Genomic DNA, 18080 nt, shown 5'->3' on the forward strand with positions numbered 1-18080 from the left:
TTTTAGATTGTAATGTAAAAGTTTTTCCTTTGTGTGAAAAAAAGTGATCACAGCAATTGTGATCACTTCGTTCATTTTTGTTCATAAATTATTATGCGTACTTGAGTCTGAACTTCTGAAGTGAACTGTCATCTGCAACCTTCTCTATCTGAGCACCAAGGTTGCGAAGCTTCTCGTCAAAGTTCTCATAGCCTCTCTCAATATATTCGATATTATCCACAGTGGTAAAGCCCTCAGCCATAAGCCCTGCTATAACAAGAGCTGCACCCGCCCTAAGGTCAGGAGCGGAGATGTCTGCACCAGTATATCTCTCTACGCCGTTTACGATCGCAGAACTGCTCTCCACCTTGATATTGGCTCCCATCTTGGTCAGAGCTTCCACATAACGGAAACGATTCTCAAATATAGACTCTGTCACTATGCTGACTCCACTGGCCACACCAAGCAAAGTAGTGATCTGAGGCTGCATATCTGTAGGGAATCCCGGATAGGGAAGTGTCTTGACATGAGTACCTACCAGTCTCTTGCTGGCAACCACCCTTACAGCATCATCAGATTCGTGGATCTGGCATCCCATCTCTATCAGCTTGGCACTGATAGACTCAAGGTGCTTGGGGATCACGTTCTTGATGGTCACATCACCCATAGTGGCAGCTGCTGCCATCATAAATGTACCAGCCTCTATCTGATCAGGGATAATAGTATAATCACTGCCGTGAAGCCTGTTTACGCCCTTGATCCTGATGATATCGGTACCTGCGCCCTTGACATTGGCTCCCATACTGTTGAGGAAGCTGGCCAGGTCAACCACATGAGGCTCCTTGGCTGCATTCTCTATGATAGTCTGTCCATCAGCCATGCAGGCAGCCATCATGATATTGATAGTAGCGCCTACAGAAGCCATATCCAGATATATATGGCTGCCTACCAGATGCTCTGCCTCAGCCTTGATCAGACCGTGCTCTATACATACTCTGGCACCAAGTGCATTGAAGCCCTTGATATGCTGATCTATGGGACGAAGTCCTATCTCACAGCCTCCGGGAATAGCCACCTCAGCTTTGTGATATTTGCCAAGAAGAGCGCCTATCAGATAATAGGATGCACGTATCTTCTTGATCTGATCGTTTTCAATAGGCTCGTTCCTGATCTGAGAAGCGTTGATAGTGACACTGTGTCTGCCATTTCTCTTAATGATGACACCAATATCCTCCATAGTCTTAAGAAGGGCATTGGTATCCCTCTCATCAGGCATATTATCTATATGAACTGTTTCATCAGTCATGGTGGCGGCTGCAAGGATGGCCAGCGCTGCATTCTTTGCGCCGCCTATCTCTACTTCGCCCACCAAAGGGTTTTTACCCTTTATAACATATTTTTCTTCCATCATAATCCTTCATTCAAGTATATAAGGTTGCAGGTTAACCTAGCACCTTGCATATCCTTTTCACACAAGGATTTATTATAACAACAGTGACGGTCTTTGTAAACAAGTCACTTACTTTACAGTTATATCAATGCTTTAGCTTTTAATTGCCGATATAGCTCAGCGGGTTGACCTGAGTACCGCCTATGAGTATCTCGAAGTGCAGATGCGCGCCGGTGCTGACACCGGTATTACCGCTAAGTGCGATCTTCTGGCCCTGGGTAACCGTATCTCCGGGTGACACCAATATTCTTGACAGGTGTCCATATCTGGTCTGCCTGCCATCAGGATGATTGATATAGACAACATAACCATATCCGCTGCCCCATCCGGCTCTGGCAACAGTACCGCCGGAGGATGCCACAACGGCGGTTCCAACAGGTGTAGCCCAGTCCACACCCTTGTGATAGGTGGATGCTCCCTTGGTAGGTCTGCTCCTTCGGCCAAAGCCAGAGCTGAGTCTTCCTCCGGAAATAGGCTTTATATATGAGGGAGGAACGATAGTTCCTCTTTCAACAATCTTGGGCACAGCCTCGTAGGTCACCTCTTCCTTGACCGTCTCAGTGCTGACCTTATTGTCATTTGCATAGCTGTTTAATACTACGACCTTGTGATGGCCATCGGAAGGCTCCTGCAGCACCACGCTCTTAGTGGTGTACCAGCTGTCATTGTCCACATACTGGACTTCCGCCTCATAGTCTTCCTCATAATACTCCAGATCGGAATGGAGCACTGTCAGCTCAGGCTGGGGAACTGTTACTATGAGTTCATCCTGAGGCCTGATAATGGATGACGCATCATCCAGAGTAGGATTCATTGCTATGAGATCGTCCAGGGGCAGTCCATATTTCTCTGCGATCACACCCAGAGTATCTCCTGACTGGACTTCATATATCTGATTCTTTTCCTGATCCTTGGTCACTTCCTCTATAGCTGCATCCAGAGGAGTGAAACTGTCCTCAGGAAGGTATGACTCCACTATCTCAACCTTATCTCCGAAGTCCAGGCTCTGTACGCCCAGGTCAAACTCTTCAAAGGCTGTATCCTCATCCTGTGTTGGAGCAGTTGCCAGAAGTGCCTTGGTGAGATATGAACTGATGCCTGCTTCCTGAAGAGGATTCTCGTTTATCTCCTCCTCCTCCTTGGCCTGGCGGTTAGTTACTACCTCGGTAGTGAGCACATTGACTTCCCTGTTGCTGTCCAGGACAAGTCTTGCTTCATATTCATCATCACTGTCATACTTATCAAGAGCGGCATTTAATATAGTCAGCACATCATCAATACTGGCCACGCTTACGCTAAAGCCGTTTATCTTCACGGTATAGCCGCGGTGCAGTGTAGTGATGTAATTACGCCTAAGTACCTCTTCCATTCTGTCTGTGACGGTCTTTTCATCATCCACCTCTGTCCAGATGGATCTGGAACCGTAGACGGCGAGTTTGGCATGAGTGAGCACCAGTTCGCTCTCTTCCAGCTGGAGGCGGCGTCTGGCATTTCTCAGGCACTTGTCCGCCAGTTCCTCATCGGATACCATGCCCACGTCTACTCCGTTTAATTTGATGGTGAATACATTATCTCCCGTAAAGTCCGTGTCTATAATGCTGGGCTCCAGGAATATCCAGATCACAGCACATAATAGTGCGGCACGGATGAACCAATATCTTATTTTTCTGTAATGTCTTGTAACGAATCTCATTATCTAAATATATTTAATCCTAGTATCTGTATTATTTCCAAAGCAAAAGCACCGGCGGCAAAAAGGCACGCCAGCACCATGATCCATGTTCTCTTCGAGAGGGCATCGACCCTGGTCTGAAGATCCTTGATCATATTCTCGCAGTCCTCCATGGACCAAGTCTTGCTATCAAGTGCTTTGGCCACGGCTGATGCAGCTTTATCAGAAACAGCAGCCGCGATCCTGTCGTTATCTCCTGCTATCCTGGTCATGAGCACATCATTATTCTTTTCCAGATCAGTCCTGACACTGGCCTGGACATTTCTGTATACCTGAACACCTATATCGTGGGTCTTGTTCTCGATATCCCCAAGTCTCTTTTCAAAATCTGCGGCTTTGGCAGTTATTTCTTTCATTTCCTTTTCATACTGAGCAGCCCTTGCTCTTACTCTCTCTGCTTCAGCTGCCTGAGCTGCTTCATTGGCCCTTATCATCTCCTGGGCACTGATCTTCTCTGCCAGTTTCTCCATCAGATTATCTGTGATCCTTTCTCCAAATGCCTGTCTCTTTCTGACCATGTCTTATCCTCCCCGATAAGAATGCTGTGTAAAAGACCCGCCATATGCTGTTACCTGCTCTGCTCCTGTCTCTCCCTCTCCATAAGAGCTGCTATCTCCTGGATTTCATTATTAAGAGACAGCATACGGGCATCAAGCTCAGAAACCATATGAGCACATTCCGTCAGCTCCGTATTGATATGTGCAGGAGCATTCCCCTCAAATTTGTACTGGATCTTGTGCTCAAGAGAAGCCCAGAAATCCATGGCGACAGTCCTGATCTGGATCTCAACCTTGGTATCTATGATCCTGTCAGACAGACACACAGGGATAGTCACTACCATGTGATAGCTCCTATAACCGCTGGATTTGGGATTCTGAATATAATCCTTGATAGCAAGGATACTAAGGTCGCTCTGATTGCTGATGATATCAGCTATCCTGTATATATCAGAGGTAAAAGAGCATATGACCCTGATGCCGGCTATATCATTGATATACTTTACCATATTTTCTATGGTAGGCTCATAGCCATGTCTCTTGAGTTTCTTTACTATACTCTCAGAGCTCTTGATCCTGGACTTGATATGTTCAATTGGGTTGTACCTGTGTACTTCCTGGAATTCATCATTGATGATCTCTATCTTGGTATTGATCTGCTTGAGAGCAGAATGATAGACCAGCTGTACTTCTTCCCAGGTACGGATATCCTGTTCATTACCTACTTTGAGTTCCAACTCAGATTCCTTTCTTTTGCTGCGGGATCATCTCCCGTATCAGCAGCCTGATATGCTTCTGACAGCGACATGGTAATAGGCATTTTCCCGTTTAATTGTACTGTAAAGCGAGCTTTAATTCCAGTAGTCTTTGTTCAGGCTCATATGCCTGACAAGTGGTCTGGGAATAGCCTTATAAGCGCGTCCCAGCTTAAAGCCCAGATACCTGCTGCCTACCAGCATCAGATAATAAGGTATGCGCAGAGGCCTGTGAATATCCTGGAGGTATCTGATAGTACCACTGACCATGCGCAAGCCCTCTGACTCATTGGACAAGCCCTTAAAGACCTCCGGATGCTCCACCTGTGATACACCTATATCAAAATTCCTGTGAAACTGCTGCCTGCAATTGTAATTGTGGGAGTGGATCACACCTGCCGTAGGCACATACCTTACGGCGTAGCCCTTCTGAATAGCTCCTCCCGCGTAGATCATATCTTCATTAAATATAGTCTTTCTGATAAAGCCTCCCAGCTCATCATAGATCGACCGTCTGTACATAGCAGCTACATTGGAACAAAAATATGTCTTGATCCCCAGCTTTGTCAGGTCCTTCTGAGTCTTCCTGACGGAATTCACAGGGTAATTAAACTTTCTGGCATAGAGCTCCTCGGGGCTGCAATCACTTCTTGGTACCTGCCTGGCATATGCTGCAGCAAGCTTATCATCATCCTTAAAAGCAGCCAGAAGATTCTCTATAAAATCCCTGTCTACAGGAACAGCGTCCTGGGTCATACAGATGAAGAATTCAGCAGCAGATCTTAATACACCTTCGTGCCTTGTCTTGCCATGGTCAAAATCCTTTTTGGCAATATTACAAAGCTCAACAAGGGGATATCTTGTAACAAGCTCATCCGTACTGATAAGCTTTTCAAGCTCGTCCTTCTCGGTATTCATGATCACGATCTTGCCGGGGAGGCGGGTCTGCTCACAAAGGCGGTCCAGAAGGGTAAATAACTCTTTGCCCGGCTTATAAGTCGGGATGATAACATCAACTGTGCTCATCTGGATATCGCTCCTGTCATCAATGTGCCAGCCCTGAAGTCTTGGAAGAGATGACTCCGCTGTAATCCTTGACTGACTGGGATACCTCATAGCCCTCATCACCAAAGAGGAAACCATGGAGCCATTCAACATTGGACTCAAGGGAAATAGGAGCTATCACGCTCTTGCCGCCGACCTTACCTGTGGCTCTCATAGATTCCTGAGGGAAGCCGTCCTCCGCTACAATATTGTAATGTCCAACATTTCCAAGAAGGTCTACGATATCTGTCAATCTAAGGGATGTAGCCATCTTCTTGTCAAAAATGTTATTGGCTGCATCAACAAGAGTATTTTTATCCAGGGTAACAGCCTTATCAAGGATAGCCTGGATCACTTCTCTCTGGCGGGCAGCTCTTGCAAAATCATCTCCTGCAGTATAACGGATACGGCAGTAAGCTGTAGCCTGAAGTCCATCCAGAGTCTGCACACCTGCAGACTTTACTTCTGTATACTTGATGCCCATGCTCTGAGCCATGGTGGACTGATAGTTATTAAGGTGCTCGATCTCATTTTCTTCAACAGATATCTCTACTCCGCCTATGTCATTGATCAGCTCAGTGAGACCGCCAAAGCCTATGGTCACAAAGTCCTTGATATCCATGTCCAGGTTCTTGTTGAGCATGTTGAGCGCCTGCTCTGGACCGCCATAAGCATACGCCTCGTTACACTTACTGTATTTATCACCGCTTTCGCTGCAGAGATTAAGATAAGTATCACGATAAACAGAGCAGAGCTTAACATTGCCGGTCTCTCTGTCTATGGAAGCAATGATGATAGTATCTGTACGGGTACCTGAATCAAGAAGATCATCCCTGGCATCTACGCCAAAGAGGGCGATATTCCAGTATCCCTTCATCTGTGCATTCTCTTTGACAGAGTCTGCGATATTCTCTTCTACTGCATCGCTGTTCATATTGACCTCTGTGATCTTGGTCACATCAGTCCTGAAGAAGAGCCAGTATGCTCCAAATCCGCATATTGCGATGATGATCAGCTCCAGGATAATGATAGCGATGGTGCCGCCCTTCTTCTTGCCGCCTTTCTTTCTTCCGGAAGGAGTGCGGGGGCGGCTATCTCCTCTTACGGGCTGCCTGTTCCTCTGAGGAGCTCCGTTTCTGCCCTGAGGCCTTGAGCCTCCTCTGTTATAGCCCTGTCCATTGTATCCCTGAGGTCCATTGTAGCCCTGTCCATTGTATCCCTGAGGCCCATTGTAGCCCTGTCCATTGTATCTCTGAGGTCCATTGTAGCCCTGACCTCCTGCATTTCTGTTATTATTTACAGGTCCTCGCGAGTTCTGACGCGGTCCTGCCCCATTGCGGCCCTGATTTCTGCCGCCGTTATAATCGTCTCTGGCCATTTTTCATATCCTCCAGTATTTGACATTTTGTGCCTAAAGCATAGTCATACACCATTTTGTATTGTGCCACAAACCACACAAATATACAAGTTGAGCACAAATATAAGCGCGGTGTGCTATGATATTATAAGACGAGGGAGTCAGGATCTTATCTTTACGCCCATCCCGTTATGCGTAAACATAGGTTATCTGCTGATCAAGGATACGGAAATAACTATTAAATTAATGAAAGAGATATACATTAAATGATAAACTCCATTGCCAAGACCATAAACTATGCCAGAAGAAATGGTATAGCAAATACATATTATGCTGTAAGGGAGCGCCTTGAAAACCAAAAAGAGCCCTACAGCTTTATTCCTGCAAGCGAGGAAGAGCTTGCTCGTCAGCGCCTCTTTGAAGAAGAGAGCCGCTACTCCTACGCCCTTCCATCCTTTAGCCTGCTGGTGCCCCTCTATAAAACAGCCCCTGTATATCTCAGGGCCATGATAGACTCCTGCCTGGCACAGACCTATAGCCGCTTTAATCTGATACTTGCAGATGCCACGCCGGATAACAGCCTTTTGGAAATCATCAAGGCCGAATACGCAGGCGATGACCGGATCATCTATAAGCATTTGGATACCAATGGCGGCATATCCGTCAATACTCTTGAAGCGTTAAAGCTTGCAGGCGGGGACTACTGCTGTCTCCTGGATCATGATGATCTTCTGACGCCCAATGCTCTCTATGAGATGGCAGCAGTGATCGCAGAGGCTACGGCCAGAGAAGGCAAGACAAGACCCTCAGATTGCAGCCTTCGCCTGATCTATTCTGACGAGGACAAGTGCGACGGCACAGGAACAGTCTTTTACGAGCCCAATATCAAGCCGGACTTTAACCTGGACTATCTCCTGTCCAATAATTATATATGTCACTTTACAGCCATCAGGAGAGACCTGCTCCTGGGCAATCCGCCCAGAATGGAATATGACGGTGCCCAGGATTATGATATGATCCTGAGGATATGCCTGCCTGCTGCGCTTCATGGCAAGGCCCACGAGATCGTACATATCCCCAAGGTCCTCTACCACTGGAGGTGCCACGACGCATCAACTGCTGCAAATCCATCCAGCAAAAGCTATGCCTATGATGCAGGCCTAAGATCCCTTACAGATAATCTAAAGGATGCAGGTATTGAAGCCCTGGTCACAAACCTTCCTCACCTGGGCTTTTACAAGGTCAGCTACCCCGAGGGTATCTTCAGGGCAAGGGCAGATGTGGGAATAGTGGGAGGAAGACTCATAGATAGCAAAGGACGGATATGCGGAGGCTATTATAATAAGGATAAAAGCACTCAGTTTCTTGGCCTGAACGCTCACTACAGCGGCGGCTTCCAGCACAGAGCAGCCTGTAGACAGGATGCATATGCTGTTGATCTCAGATGTATGAGAGTAAGAAGAGAGCTGCGTCCCCTTCTTAAAGAGATAACGGGGCTGGATTATCACGCTCCCAAGAAGTCAGGGAGCGAACGCATCATCATCCCCGACCAATGGGATGATGCCAAGATAAAAGATGAGAGCATACGCTTCTGCAAGGAAGCCGGAGTCCTTGGCTGGCGCATAGTATGGACACCGGATATGACTGTCAGGATCTGACACAGGGAGGATATATGACATCTAATACAACTGTAGTAATACCCAATTATAATGGAATCTCATATCTAAAGGCCTGTCTTGAATCAATCGAGAAGCAGACCCTCCTCCCTGAGCTTATCATTGTAGACAACGGCTCTTCCGACAAGAGTCTGACCTTTCTGGAGGACAACTATCCCCCTGTAAAAAAACTGCCTGATGGCAGGTCGCTTCATACAAAGATCATATCCTTTGACGAGAACAAGGGCTTTTGCGAAGCCGTAAATGCAGGCATCAAAGCCGCTTCAACAAAATACGTCTTTCTCTTAAATAATGATACTGTCTGCAAGCCTGATGTGGTAGAAAAGCTGGAAGAAACCATGCACCATAATAAAAAAGCTTTCTCTGTTCAGGCAATGATGGTACGCATGGACAATGAATATATCATCGATGACAGCGGAGATTATTACAATGCTCTGGGGTACGCTTTTTGCCCAGGCAAAGACAAGCTCCTGGCCGGAATAAGCGGCAAGAGCCGTATCACCAGCGCCTGCGCCGGAGCTGCCCTCTACAGAAGGGAAGCTTTTGATCATATAGGCTACTTTGACCCTGCACATTTCTGCTATCTTGAGGATGTGGACATAGGCATCAGGGCAGGGCTTTTTGGTTACATCAATATCGCAAGCCCCGAGGCAGTAGTCCTCCATGCAGGAAGTGCCAGCAGCGGCTCACGTTACAATGAATTCAAGCAAAGGCTCTCCGCAGGCAATAACATCTACCTGATATACAAGAATATGCCCTTACTGCAGCTTGTCATCAACTTTCCCCTCATACTCACAGGAATAGCGGTCAAGCTATACTACTTTAGCCGCAAGGGTCTGGGAAAGGCTTATGCAAAAGGCCTGATGGATGGGCTTGGCAAGATCGCAAAAGGAAGGGACAAGCATATCCCCTTTAAGAAAGAGCGTCTCCCCTACTACCTGAGATTCCAGCTGGATCTATGGAAGAACCTTTTTATCATGAGATAAAATACCGCCAGCTGCAGCAGCAAGCAGCAATATCGTCAATACTCTGACATTATTTTGATACTAATCGCCTCTACTCATGCTATAATAGCAGGAGTAAGGGCGGAGGAAGTATGATCAAGAACAATCAAAAACACCTCAACAGACTTCAGGTCTTCATAGACGGTGTTATCGTAGCACTATCCTATGTGCTTTCATATTACATAAGATTCTATTCACCACTTTTTAACCCCAATGATGTAAAGGTCGCACTTTCCATTGCGGTTTATTTTAGTGCCCTCTATTTCATAGTTCCGGGCTATATCATCCTCTATAATATTACCAATCTCTATACACCACGAAGAGCCAGGAAGGTCGGAGGTGAGATCTTCACCATCATAGAAGCCAATATTCTGGGATTCTTTGGCTTTACAGTAGTGCTCTACATGATCAAACAGAACCACTACTCCCGCTGGATGATCTTCGTGTTTGTAGTCGTTAATACTCTGATCATGTCACTGTCAAGGATCATCCTAAGGCAGATTCTTAAATTTTTCAGAAAAAAAGGTTACAACATCAAGCACGTACTCCTGGTAGGCTATTCAAGATCTGCAGAAGCCTATATCAGCAGAGTCAGCGAGAATCCCCAGTGGGGCTATTCCATAGCCGGAGTCCTGGATAACAGGATCCCCCTGGGTACCAAATACCGCGGAGTATCTGTTATTGGCAGGATTGACAACCTGCAGGAACTCATGGCGGCTAACAGCTATGATGAAGTAGCTATAACCCTGCCTCTTAACTATTATGACATGTTGGAAGAGCTGGTCTCCTGCTGTGAGAAGTCAGGCGTCCATACCAAATTTATCCCTGACTATACCTCTCTCTTTCCCAGCAATCCTTACACAGAAGACATCGACGGCCTGCCTATGATCAATATCAGATATGTGCCCCTTACAGATACAGGCAACCGTGCTGTGAAGAGGGCCATGGACATAGTAGGCTCAATACTTGCCATCATCATCTTCTCACCTGCCATGCTCTTTTCTACCATAGCAGTAAGGCTCAGCTCCAAGGGTCCTATCATCTTCAAACAGGAACGCATTGGCCTGGGCGGCAAGCCCTTTATGATGTACAAATTCAGGACCATGGAGGTCCAGGAAGAGAAGGCGGAAGCCAAGGGCTGGACCACCAAAAACGATCCCAGAGTCACAAAGGTAGGACGCTTCCTTAGAAAGACCAGTTTGGATGAGATGCCGCAGTTCTTTAACGTGCTCTTTGGCTCCATGTCCCTGGTAGGCCCAAGACCGGAAAGGCCTCAGTTTGTAGAGAAATTCAAAGAAGAAGTGCCCAGATACATGGTAAAGCACCAGGTACGTCCCGGCATCACCGGATGGGCTCAGATCAACGGTTTCAGAGGTGATACCTCTATCAGAAAGAGAATAGATCTGGACATATACTATATCGAGAACTGGAGTATCTGGTTTGACATAAGGATACTCTTTGGAACCGTGTTCCACGGCTTCGTCAACAAAAACGCTTATTGAGAGGGCGGGGGTCCATGGCTATATTTTCCATTTCGGGGACGCTCTCGCTCCACACGTCCTCGCAGCGGTACTATGCGGCCGTTTCACGCCCGCAAGTGCCGGCGGGCCGTGAGGCCCCTCAATCGGAAAATATAGCCATGGACCCCTCGCCCTTTGTCGCCGTGAGCGCTGAGAAGCCACGGATATATAGCCAAAAATATAAATATGCTAAAGCTCAAGGGATGTCAGTTATCTATTGATATAAAAAAGCAAAATGGAGCTGCCGGCTCAGATGATAGCTATCATCCGCCAGTAGCTCCATATTAAGGAAATGATGTCTCTATTTATTTATCAGATCATTCATCACCAAAGTCCATGAGGCCTTCTGTCTCATCCGTTACTACTTCCTCATCTTCAAGCTCTGCAGAAGAAGGCGTAGGAACAAATTCTGTCATATAGTCCTCGGGGCCCTTACCTGCAAGCATTGCAGGAAGGTTTATTACCACGCCGTCCATGTTGTAGGGAATGGGAAGTGATACCTTCACCTTGCTGGACTTGCCGTTCTTTTCCTTTGTGATCACCAGCTGCATATCAAAGGACTGTCCCATGGTCTCTACCATTCCGCGTTCGCCTTCCTTGAGCCTTGCGACCTTTTCTCCGCCTACCAGTACCTCTACCTTGTAGGGAGCTTCAATCTTATCGCCTGCGCTTTCAAAGGGCTTGTTGTCAAAATAAATGGTATGGCCTCTTCCTATGATGAACATCAAAACCGCTATAGCGATCACAATAAGGAGTGTCACGCCTCTGACTATCCATGTAGCCTTATCTCTCTTCTTAATCTTCATCGCTTACCTCCTGCTGCTGTGCCAGCATCTGTCCTTCCCTGCTCTTGGCCCTTCTCTTACCTGTCTCATACATGATAAGGGCAACGGTGATAACTGCATAGGATACAAACACACGGAAGTACTCTCCTATCATGGAGTCGCCTGTGATAACGGTTCCTGCCTTGGGAGCCACGATGAACATGGTATGGAAGAGTATGATACCAAGGAACACATTGCCTATGGAAGCCTTGTCTACAGAAGCTCCGCCTACCAGAAGGGCTGCGATACAGAACATACCAATCTGTGAATGTGAACTGTAGGTAGCAATGTTACCCATATTCTGCAGGTAGATGATCATACCGATACCTGCAAATACTGTTGAGAGGATCATAGAGATGATCCTGGTTCGCTCTACGTCGATACCTGCATCCCTTGCTACTTCCATATCCTGGCCTACTGCTCTCATATCCTGACCAAGCTTGGTCTTTCTGAATCTCACAATAACGATGCAGAGGATAAATACCACGATAAAGGTAGCCACAGGAATCTTGATGCCTGCAATATTAAGAGGGATCAGGTTATCCAGCTTCTGACGCATGGACAGAAGGGATACTGTATTTCTGATACCATAACCCCTGGGAAGCTTAATGGAACCGTGCTTGATAGGGATGATGGGTCCCATCATATAGAGCACTACCAGCTGGTAGATACCGTTGATAAAGAAGCTGATGATATAACTGGTGATCATCTCCCTGCCCTTGGCCATATTCAGCACCTTGCCGCAGAACAGACCCAGCAGAGCTGAGATCGGTACAGAGATTATCATAGCCAGGATCATACCGGGGATACCCACTATCTGCCAGTCGCAGACCAGTATCAGACCAATCTCACCTGCCATGGCACCCAGAGTCATGGAGAAGTTCAGACCCATACCTGCCATGATAGGAATGAGAAGGCTCAGGATCAGGAATGCATTTCTGCCCATCCTGGTCACGATCTCATTGATAAGATATGTGGGGGAAAGACCTGAAATAGGTGCACACACAGCACATATCAGCACAAACATAAGGGGAACTGAGAATCTCGTAACGAGATCTCTGATAGATGTTTTCTTCATTTTGTTCCCTCCGTTTTTCTTGTAAGTGCATAGAGGATCATACCATTGGATACCACTATCCTGATAACCTCACTCATATCCAGGTGGATCATGTTGTTCATTACCGTAGGAGTCATGGTCACGATACCCTGAAAGAGTATGGTTCCCACTATTACATTGGTGATAGTAGCCTTATTAACTGTAGCTCCGCCGATGAGGATCGCGGAAACTGCAGGCAGCGCCATATAGAAGGGCGCCATATAGAGCTGTACGAATCCAAAGCCCTGCTCATAAACCAGGATGCCGATGGCTGCCAGCCATGTAGACATCACTACAGAGATCAGGCGGATCCTGTCTACGTTGATACCGGCAGATCTTGCAAAGTCCGGATTGGAGCCTACCGCTGTCATTGCTGTACCTGTCTTGGTATGAAGAAATGCCCACATAGCAAAAGCCAGGATAGCAAAAAAGAGGATAGCACCTGTTGGGATAGACAGATTGCCGATGTTGATCTGAAGGATATTGGCAAGAGCCTGTGTATAATATCCCTCCAGTGAAATGGTGGTACGAAGTCCCTTACCTGCCATACCCCATACCATATTGGGGCTGTGATAAGGAAGAAGGAGCCACATCATACACATAAGGGATACAGATGAGAAGCCTACATAGGTAGCGATCATCATCTCTCCGCCCTTGATCTTGTTGAGGAGCCATCCGTATACACTTCCAAATACCAGCGCAAAAGGTGTAGCAAGCAGCGCTGCCATTACAAAAGAGAAAGGACCTGTAAAGCCCAGCTCTATGGAAAGTGTAGCTCCCAAAAGTCCTGAGATGATACCAAGAGGCAGACCAAAATTCAGTCCGCATCCGGAATGTACCATGGGCACCATTGCCAGGACCAGAATGCCGTTCCAGCTGAAACGGTTAATAATATTAGAAATCTGCGTCGGAAGGTCAGCTCCGACAAAAGGAGCGATGATCAGAAGGAGGATCAAAAAGCCTGTAATGATAAGCCTGGGAAGCCCAAAATCCTCTATAAAGTTCTGAACACGCTCTTTAATTGTTATTGACTGAGTCTGTTCACTCATAGATTCTTACTCCTTTAAACCTGCCGCCGCCTGTCAGACATAAGATATTTCCTATGCCTCATAGCAGCATCAGCAGTTCTTCAACATCAGTTCACCAAACTTCTCGCTGCTCTCAGCTGCGGGAAGGATACCTGCCACTTTACCGCCGGATACAATAGCGATCCTGTCGCAGGTCTGTCTCAGCTCTTCCAGCTCGGAAGATACCATAACTATGGTGACTTTCTTTTCACGATTGAACTTCTTAAGGGCTTCCAATACCAGTGCCTTGGCTCCCACATCGATACCTCTGGTGGGCTCGCTTACAAAGAGGAGCTTGGGCTCTAAGGCAAATGCCTTGGCCAGGCATACCTTCTGCTGGTTACCACCGGAGAGTTCCTTGGCCTTTTGCTTGGAATCTCTGCATTTGATCTTAAGCTCATCGATATATCTGTCTGTCACTTCCTTGATGGTTGCATCATCACGCCATTTGATCAGGCCTCCAAGGTAAGTCTTCAGATATTTATTCTGAATCTGCATTGCAGGGAAGGAAACATTCCATTCCAGTGACTCATCAAGGAGCAGGCCCACGCCTCTTCTGTCCTCAGATACAAAAGCAAAGCCCTCGTCCAGACACTTCCTGGGATTATTAAGTGCTATGCTCTCGCCGCCAAATTCCACTTCTCCGCCGGCCTGATAAAGACCCATGATGCCATTGGGAATACCAAGCTTACCCTGGCCTGCCAGACCGCCGATACCCAGTATCTCGCCTTCCTTGACATCAAGGTCTACATTTCTGACTGTTTCACCGGGCATGTCTACCCAGAGCTTCCTGACAGACAGGATGGTCTTGTCGCTGCGCACCCTATCATCCTGCTCCTTTGGAGCAGCTGCTGCAGATACGCTTCTGCCCACCATCCACTGGGTGATCTCTTTGACAGAGGTATCCTTTGCCGGACTTTCATTCACCACGTATCCGTCTCTCATGGTGACTACCTTGTCGCATACAGCCAGGATCTCATTTAATCTGTGAGTGATAAAAATAACTGCTATGCCGCGCTTTGACATACCTCTTATAGACTCGAGAAGGGCTTCTGCTTCCTTCTCAGTCAGTACTGCGGTAGGCTCATCCAGGATCAGGAGCTTTAGCTGCTCTTTGGACAGCTCTCTGGCGATCTCTGTAAACTGCCTGTGTCCTACGGGCATATTATTGATCTTCATGTTACGGTCTATATTGACGCCCATCTTCTGAATAGCTTCCTGGGCGTTATCGTCCATTTTATTGCGGTCCAGAATATCCATTCTGTCACTGACTATCTTGGACAAGACGCTTGTCCTCTTATCCTCTCTGTTCAGAAGGATGTTCTCAGTTGCCGAAAAACCGGGAATAAGCGAGAACTCCTGATGGACCATTCCTATTCCCGCTGCTATTGCATCAAAAGGGGACTGAAAATCAACTTTCTTTGAGTTGATCAGAATATCTCCCCCGTAACCACCTGTTTCCCTGATCACATCTGCCCCAAACAGAATCTTCATCAGTGTGGACTTGCCTGCGCCGTTTTCTCCAACAAGTCCGACCACTTCGCCCTCATGGAGAGTCAAATTGATATCACTAAGGACCTGATTGCCAAAAAAGTCCTTTTTAATGTTCTTCATCTCAAGAAGTGGTGCTTTTTCCATTTTTTTGTAAAACCTTTCTCAAAAATGTGGGGAGAGCTACGTCTCCCCACGGCTGTAGTAAAAATCAGATTACTTGGTTGTGAAATACTTTTCAGGAACTTCTACCTGTGTTGAACCCATGTACTTGCCGGGATCTCCCATGATGTATGTATCCTGATAGATCAGGAAGGTATTGTCAGCCTTAACGCCTGTATCTGCATTGGTGTAGTTGGAACCATTCCACTCTGCACCGGGAGAGAATACTTCGTATGCAGCAGAGATGTCATCGATATCTGTCAGATCGCTCTTGCCATCGATAACGTTCATAGCGTGCTGTGCAAGTCCTGCGGATACTGTGTAGCCATAAGAGTATGCCCATGTACCGAATCTGCCTGCGCCGCCTTTCTCTACGATAGCACTCTCAACCTTGGCAAGGATCTTGGCAAAGTCGCCTGCTTCCTCAGTCAGGTCAAGGCCCAGAGCTCCGGGATATCCCATAAGAGGTGAAGGAAGGTCAGCTTCGATGAAGTAACCACCGTTCTCTAACAGTCCTCTCAGAAGGGGCTCTGTGTGAGCATCATTGGTACAAAAGTATGCAGAATTCTGGCCATATTTCTCAACCCATTCCGGAACATGCTCTGCGATATAAGCCTGAGCACCGGGAACACCTACGTCTGTGGTAGGATCGGGAGCGGATTCCATAACGAATTCCATACCAAACTCCTCACAAGCTGCCTTCATGATAGCAACACGGCGGCTCATGGTCTCGTATGAAAGATGACGAGGGAATGAAATGTGTACGAATGTGTCGCAGCCAAGCTCGTGAGCAGTACGGATGATCAGATATCCTCTTGCTACGAAGTCGTTGTTACATACAAGATCAGCTGCGCTTCCGATCTCGGGAAGGTCTTCGTGAGACTCACCTGCGATACAGATGATGTCAGGTCTTCTCTCCTTGATCTGACGGAAAGCTTCTGTTGTTCCGGGGATAGCCTGGTTTACAACAATAGCCTTCATATCCGGATCATCAGACAGGTTAACGATTGTCTGAATAGTGGTTTCAAGCTCTTCTGTGAAGTTATCAGGATATGTAGCAAGGATAACCCTGTCCTCACCATACTGTGCCTGGAATGCCTCAGCACCACGTCTGTCATCCTCAGACTGAGATACTGAACCGGTTACGATACCAATGTGGTAATCGCCTGCTGCCTCTACTGTCTCCTCAGCAGCCTCTTCCTGCGCTTCATCAGCTTCTTCTGTCTCTTCTGCAACATCTTCTGCGGTCTCTTCCACAGTCTCGATGGTTGCAGCTGACTTGTCTGCGCATCCTGCGATCATGGATGATACCATTACTGCAGCTGCCAGAACACTAACCAGCTCCTTTTTCATGTTCTTCCTCCTTTTAAACCTTTTAAGTGTTAAAGTGTTACCCTTTAAAAGTATATAGGACAGATTAATTTTAGACAAGAAGATTAATTTTACTACATGCATAAATATGCTGACCTCTTTTTATTCAATTTTTATGACATATACGTCACAAGCCAAATGGCGATTAACGATTCATGCTCCTATGATTTTTTACCATTTGGTCAAAATGAATAAATTCTTATGATTAACTGAATAGGCGCCAAGTACATGCCCTGTCGTAGTTAGAGTTTTCTTGGCGATGCAGCATAAGTTTTTTCTCGTTCATGGCACTACAAATGGTATTTGCTCACAGTGGAAATAACAATTGATGTAGTACTATTATGTAATATCGATGTTGATCTTTGTACTATTTAAGCCAAATACATGCCCCTCAGATCAATTATTTATCTGGGGGGCATGTATTTAAATTAACCGTTATCTGATATACTTCCTGTATCTGTACATGTTATTTTGAAAGTACCAGCTTTATAGCTAGCCCAATTTTTTGTTTTATAAAAATGATATGATACTTTCGCATAAGCACTTCCTATACTAACATAATCAGTTGTTTTATCTGTTATCCACTTATTCTGTGATGAAGAGATACCAGATTCAAGTTTATAGGATGCTGACATAGATTTACATTTTACATATGAAAACATTCCTTCTGTTTTCCATTGAAAGGATGCTTTTAATGTGACAGTTGCATAACCTTGAATTATTCTTTTTCGAGTTACAGAATCAGAACCATTTTTACTCATAGAGCCAACAGGGATATCTGAGATATCTGTAATGTAACTACCTGAGGCATCCCGATATATCTTTTTTATTGTTATACGCCCATTCTCAAATGATTTATATTGAGTTATGAATTTATAGTCGGGTGACAAAGGATCAATTTGTAATAGTTCAAAATTAGTCGAGTCAGCATTGGCTCCTATATTTGGGGTTGAAGCGATTGAAACTATGGATATATTAACAAAGAGAGCTATTACTACCGTTAAGGTCAATACGGAAATAACTGCTTTTTTCATGGTTTATCCCCCTTTTTAGTT

At 46.2% G+C, this 18080-nt stretch carries 15 protein-coding genes; 3 read left to right on the forward strand and 12 right to left on the reverse strand.

The window, feature by feature from the left end:
- Positions 1-91: 91 nt before the first annotated feature.
- The 6 genes from G636_RS0100275 to G636_RS16600 all read right to left on the reverse strand — a co-directional run bounded on the left by G636_RS0100275 (position 92) and on the right by G636_RS16600 (position 6835).
- A complete protein-coding gene (locus G636_RS0100275) occupies positions 92-1387 on the reverse strand; it encodes a UDP-N-acetylglucosamine 1-carboxyvinyltransferase (protein WP_026506377.1) in 1296 nt (431 codons plus the stop codon).
- A 142-nt stretch (positions 1388-1529) separates the two neighbouring features.
- Positions 1530-3122 (reverse strand): M23 family metallopeptidase, encoded by a 1593-nt coding sequence (locus G636_RS0100280; protein ID WP_026506378.1) that lies wholly within the window; start codon positions 3120-3122, stop codon positions 1530-1532.
- Positions 3122-3679: a hypothetical protein gene (locus G636_RS0100285; protein WP_026506379.1), complete on the reverse strand. Its 558-nt coding sequence runs from the start codon at positions 3677-3679 to the stop codon at positions 3122-3124. Before G636_RS0100285 ends, G636_RS0100280 begins: the two co-directional genes overlap by 1 nt.
- Positions 3680-3729: 50 nt before the next feature.
- A complete protein-coding gene (locus G636_RS0100290) occupies positions 3730-4395 on the reverse strand; it encodes a GTP pyrophosphokinase (protein WP_026506380.1) in 666 nt (221 codons plus the stop codon).
- A 114-nt stretch (positions 4396-4509) separates the two neighbouring features.
- Positions 4510-5529 carry a glycosyltransferase gene (locus tag G636_RS0100300; RefSeq protein ID WP_242826891.1) on the reverse strand — a complete coding sequence of 340 codons (1020 nt, stop codon included), beginning with the start codon at positions 5527-5529 and terminating at the stop codon, positions 4510-4512.
- On the reverse strand, positions 5459-6835 hold the full coding sequence (locus tag G636_RS16600; RefSeq protein ID WP_035778334.1) for an LCP family protein: 1377 nt from the start codon (positions 6833-6835) through the stop codon (positions 5459-5461). The genes G636_RS0100300 and G636_RS16600 overlap by 71 nt, the downstream gene beginning before the upstream one ends.
- A 245-nt stretch (positions 6836-7080) precedes the next feature.
- On the opposite strand from G636_RS16600, the gene G636_RS16605 reads away from it, so the two are divergent.
- The 3 genes from G636_RS16605 to G636_RS0100320 all read left to right on the forward strand — a co-directional run bounded on the left by G636_RS16605 (position 7081) and on the right by G636_RS0100320 (position 10996).
- Entirely contained in the window at positions 7081-8472 is a 1392-nt protein-coding gene (locus G636_RS16605) for a glycosyltransferase (protein WP_051226343.1), read from the forward strand.
- A 14-nt stretch (positions 8473-8486) separates the two neighbouring features.
- Positions 8487-9476, forward strand: coding sequence for a glycosyltransferase family 2 protein (locus tag G636_RS0100315; protein WP_026506382.1), 990 nt, complete (start codon positions 8487-8489; stop codon positions 9474-9476).
- Between the two features lie 110 nt (positions 9477-9586).
- Positions 9587-10996, forward strand: a complete 1410-nt coding sequence (locus tag G636_RS0100320) for an undecaprenyl-phosphate glucose phosphotransferase (protein ID WP_026506383.1) — start codon at positions 9587-9589, stop codon at positions 10994-10996.
- A gap of 335 nt (positions 10997-11331) precedes the next feature.
- Here G636_RS0100320 and G636_RS0100330 read toward each other — a convergent pair whose 3' ends face one another.
- The 6 genes from G636_RS0100330 to G636_RS0100355 all read right to left on the reverse strand — a co-directional run bounded on the left by G636_RS0100330 (position 11332) and on the right by G636_RS0100355 (position 18059).
- Entirely contained in the window at positions 11332-11820 is a 489-nt protein-coding gene (locus tag G636_RS0100330; RefSeq protein ID WP_026506385.1) for a DUF6672 family protein, read from the reverse strand.
- Positions 11810-12916, reverse strand: a complete 1107-nt coding sequence (locus G636_RS0100335) for an ABC transporter permease (RefSeq protein ID WP_026506386.1) — start codon at positions 12914-12916, stop codon at positions 11810-11812. The genes G636_RS0100330 and G636_RS0100335 overlap by 11 nt, the downstream gene beginning before the upstream one ends.
- A complete protein-coding gene (locus tag G636_RS0100340) occupies positions 12913-13983 on the reverse strand; it encodes an ABC transporter permease (protein WP_026506387.1) in 1071 nt (356 codons plus the stop codon). Before G636_RS0100340 ends, G636_RS0100335 begins: the two co-directional genes overlap by 4 nt.
- A gap of 69 nt (positions 13984-14052) precedes the next feature.
- Positions 14053-15639: a sugar ABC transporter ATP-binding protein gene (locus G636_RS0100345; RefSeq protein ID WP_026506388.1), complete on the reverse strand. Its 1587-nt coding sequence runs from the start codon at positions 15637-15639 to the stop codon at positions 14053-14055.
- A 69-nt stretch (positions 15640-15708) separates the two neighbouring features.
- A complete protein-coding gene (locus G636_RS0100350; protein WP_026506389.1) occupies positions 15709-17007 on the reverse strand; it encodes a DUF3798 domain-containing protein in 1299 nt (432 codons plus the stop codon).
- Between the two features lie 446 nt (positions 17008-17453).
- Entirely contained in the window at positions 17454-18059 is a 606-nt protein-coding gene (locus G636_RS0100355) for a hypothetical protein (RefSeq protein ID WP_026506390.1), read from the reverse strand.
- Positions 18060-18080: the final 21 nt, after the last annotated feature.

The sequence above is a fragment of the Butyrivibrio sp. MC2013 genome, from assembly GCF_000424585.1.
Classification (GTDB): Bacteria; Bacillota; Clostridia; order Lachnospirales; family Lachnospiraceae; genus Butyrivibrio.

Bases quoted from the DNA above. Each gene is read 5' to 3' on its own strand.
- G636_RS0100345 (WP_026506388.1), bottom strand. From the start codon at position 15,639: ATGGAAAAAGCACCACTTCTTGAGATGAAGAACATTAAAAAGGACTTT.
- G636_RS0100285 (WP_026506379.1), bottom strand. From the start codon at position 3,679: ATGGTCAGAAAGAGACAGGCATTTGGAGAAAGGATCACAGATAATCTG.
- G636_RS0100350 (WP_026506389.1), bottom strand. From the start codon at position 17,007: ATGAAAAAGGAGCTGGTTAGTGTTCTGGCAGCTGCAGTAATGGTATCA.
- G636_RS16605 (WP_051226343.1), top strand. From the start codon at position 7,081: ATGATAAACTCCATTGCCAAGACCATAAACTATGCCAGAAGAAATGGT.
- G636_RS0100320 (WP_026506383.1), top strand. From the start codon at position 9,587: ATGATCAAGAACAATCAAAAACACCTCAACAGACTTCAGGTCTTCATA.
- G636_RS0100300 (WP_242826891.1), bottom strand. From the start codon at position 5,529: ATGAGGTATCCCAGTCAGTCAAGGATTACAGCGGAGTCATCTCTTCCA.
- G636_RS16600 (WP_035778334.1), bottom strand. From the start codon at position 6,835: ATGGCCAGAGACGATTATAACGGCGGCAGAAATCAGGGCCGCAATGGG.
- G636_RS0100275 (WP_026506377.1), bottom strand. From the start codon at position 1,387: ATGGAAGAAAAATATGTTATAAAGGGTAAAAACCCTTTGGTGGGCGAA.
- G636_RS0100330 (WP_026506385.1), bottom strand. From the start codon at position 11,820: ATGAAGATTAAGAAGAGAGATAAGGCTACATGGATAGTCAGAGGCGTG.
- G636_RS0100340 (WP_026506387.1), bottom strand. From the start codon at position 13,983: ATGAGTGAACAGACTCAGTCAATAACAATTAAAGAGCGTGTTCAGAAC.
- G636_RS0100315 (WP_026506382.1), top strand. From the start codon at position 8,487: ATGACATCTAATACAACTGTAGTAATACCCAATTATAATGGAATCTCA.
- G636_RS0100355 (WP_026506390.1), bottom strand. From the start codon at position 18,059: ATGAAAAAAGCAGTTATTTCCGTATTGACCTTAACGGTAGTAATAGCT.
- G636_RS0100280 (WP_026506378.1), bottom strand. From the start codon at position 3,122: ATGAGATTCGTTACAAGACATTACAGAAAAATAAGATATTGGTTCATC.
- G636_RS0100335 (WP_026506386.1), bottom strand. From the start codon at position 12,916: ATGAAGAAAACATCTATCAGAGATCTCGTTACGAGATTCTCAGTTCCC.